The following is a 511-nucleotide window of genomic DNA, read 5'->3' on the forward strand; positions in this document are numbered from 1 at the left end:
TTTGCTAAGTTAGATTTTAAAACCTCGTAACAGTAAAAATTGCTAAAAACAAATAGTTAATCTATATCTACTGAATTAATACAAATAGCTTCAATACTAAATTAAAAGGTAGTTATGGAAGACTTATTAACTAAAAAAGTAATTGGTTGCGCAATAGAAGTGCATCGAGCACTGGGGCCTGGGCTCCTAGAGTCTACCTATGAACGCTGTTTTATGTATGAGCTTCACGATGCAGGCTTACTAGTTAAAAACCAAGTACTTCTTCCAATAAATTATAAAGGTAGAGCAATAGATGCTGGTTACCGGCTAGATATTTTAATACCAGGTGAATTAATCATAGAATTGAAGGCTGTTGATAAACTACTACCAATCCACTCCGCTCAACTAATTACATATTTAAAGTTGTCTGGTATTAAAACCGGGCTATTAATAAACTTCAATCAAGTTAAATTGTTAGATGGCATTAAACGAATTAGCGTATAGCATCATTTAATAACTCCTCGGTGTAGCG

1 protein-coding gene is annotated in these 511 nt (G+C 33.5%); it reads left to right on the forward strand.

The annotated features are described in order from the left end of the window. Nucleotides 1-114: 114 nt before the first annotated feature. Nucleotides 115-483 carry a GxxExxY protein gene (locus tag GQR39_RS20070; RefSeq protein WP_165736433.1) on the forward strand — a complete coding sequence of 123 codons (369 nt, stop codon included), beginning with the start codon at nt 115-117 and terminating at the stop codon, nt 481-483. Nucleotides 484-511: the final 28 nt, after the last annotated feature.

Origin of the sequence: Pseudoalteromonas sp. C8 (genome assembly GCF_011378685.1) — a bacterium.
Taxonomy (GTDB): Bacteria; Pseudomonadota; Gammaproteobacteria; order Enterobacterales; family Alteromonadaceae; genus Pseudoalteromonas; species Pseudoalteromonas arctica.

What these genes read in the sequence shown, in the direction of transcription:
- GQR39_RS20070 (WP_165736433.1), top strand. Translation starts at nt 115, where the DNA reads ATGGAAGACTTATTAACTAAAAAAGTAATTGGTTGCGCAATAGAAGTG.